Below are 2,285 nucleotides of genomic sequence, written 5' to 3' on the forward strand. Positions count from 1 at the left end.
CCATATAACAGGGCACGAATTACATCATTTAAATATCATCAAAGAAAAATACCTGGCTGGCTTGTAGATTTATTTGGGGATATCAGGATCAAAAAAACAAGCTTCAGAAAACTAAACTAAAGTCGATTAAAATAGCCCAAAAATTGATTTGCATACAATTATTGTAGATTTTTCTTGATAAATGATGGATAAAAAAAGCGTGTATGATAAGCGGGTTGTCCACTGGATTGTTGATATTATCCAAAATTAAAGCGTTCGGATTTTTCAAACCAGGTGTCCGGGGAGTTTTGGGGGTAAAATTATTGAAAATAGTAATGTGTTGATTATCAGCATGTGTAGTGTTTTGTTATAAATTGTCCTACTACTTAAATGTTTGATTATTAATAAGTTGATTTGATTTCGACCTTCTATTGTCTGTATACTCACAAAAAAGTGAACACTTGCACTGATCTAACAAAACCAATAAAAAGGTAGTAAACCATAATTAAAATCCTATTTTTGCACCTCAAATAAACGATCACTCCCGTAGGTGATCACAAAACGTAATTTTATAAACTTTAAATCATAGTTGTAGATGATTAGTATTACACTTCCCGATGGTTCCGTTCGTCAGTACGACAAGGGGATCACTTCCATGCAGATTGCATCTTCGATCTCCGAAGGATTAGCGCGTAACGTATTAGCAGCCGAAGTTGATGGCCAGGTTTGGGATGCAGGCCGCCCCATTGAGCAGGATTCACATGTTAAACTTTTAACCTGGAATGATGCTGCGGGTAAATCAACCTTCTGGCATTCATCAGCCCACTTATTAGCCGAAGCTTTGGAGGCTCTTTACCCGGGTACCAAGTTTGGTATAGGTCCGGCTATTGAAACAGGTTTTTACTATGATGTTGACTTTGGCGACCGTGAATTTTCTTCGGATGAGTTCAAGAAGATTGAAGATAAGGTTATTGAGCTTGCCAAAACTAAAGCCGAATACATCCGCAAGCCGGTTAGCAAAGCTGATGCTATTGAGTACTTTACCGAAAAAGATGATGAATACAAGCTGGACCTGATTAAGGACCTGCCCGATGGTGCCATTACTTTTTATACACAAGGAAACTTTACCGATCTGTGCCGTGGGCCTCATATCCCGAACACAGGTTTTATAAAAGCTGTTAAACTGATGAGCGTTGCTGGTGCCTATTGGCGCGGCGATGAAACACGCAAGCAGCTTACACGTATCTATGGGGTTACATTCCCAAAAGCCAGTGAGCTTACCGAGTACCTGCACATGATCGAAGAAGCTAAAAAGCGCGATCACCGCAAGTTAGGCAAGGAGCTGGAGTTGTTTGCTTTCTCCGAAAAAGTAGGCATGGGGTTACCTTTATGGTTACCTAAAGGAACTGCTTTGCGCGAGCGTTTAACTAACTTTTTGCAAAAAGCGCAGGTTAAGGCCGGTTACGAACAGGTGATCACCCCACATATCGGGCATAAAAACCTGTATGTAACATCAGGTCACTATGAAAAATATGGCGCCGATTCATTTCAACCTATAAAAACCCCGCAGGAGGGAGAGGAGTTCTTTTTAAAACCAATGAATTGCCCGCACCACTGCGAGATCTATAAAACAAAACCCCGTTCATACAAGGATCTTCCTGTCCGCCTGGCCGAGTTTGGTACCGTATACCGTTACGAACAAAGCGGTGAGCTTCATGGATTAACCCGTGTACGTGGCTTTACCCAGGATGATGCGCACTTGTTCTGTCGCCCCGACCAGGTAAAAGATGAGTTTAAAAAGGTTATCGACCTGGTACTGTACGTATTTAAGGCTTTAGGTTTTGAAAATTATACCGCACAGATTTCGCTGCGTGATCCTGAAAACAAAGCTAAGTACATCGGTACTGATGAAAACTGGGCTTTAGCTGAGAATGCTATCATTGAAGCTGCAGCCGAAAAGGGTTTGAACACTGTTGTTGAGCTTGGTGAGGCAGCTTTTTATGGCCCTAAGCTCGATTTTATGGTGAGGGATGCCCTTGGTCGTAAATGGCAATTGGGTACCATTCAGGTTGATTATAACCTGCCCGAGCGTTTTGAACTGGAATACACTGGTAGCGACAATTTGAAACATCGCCCGGTAATGATTCACAGGGCGCCATTTGGCTCCATGGAGCGCTTTATTGCGGTGTTAATTGAGCATTGCGCAGGTAATTTTCCGTTGTGGTTATCTCCTGAGCAATTTATTATCCTGCCGATATCAGAAAAATACGAGGAATATGCAAAAAAACTTTCTGATGTGTTAAAAG

General features: G+C 41.7%; 1 protein-coding gene. It reads left to right on the forward strand.

All coding sequences use genetic code 11. From position 1 onward, the window contains the following. Positions 1-574 precede the first annotated feature (574 nt). The coding region (gene thrS / locus AC1DPZ_RS25740; RefSeq protein WP_477408862.1) for a threonine--tRNA ligase at positions 575-2,285 on the forward strand (1,711 nt) is incomplete at its 3' end.

This window comes from Mucilaginibacter sp. P4_G9 (genome assembly GCF_056400985.1).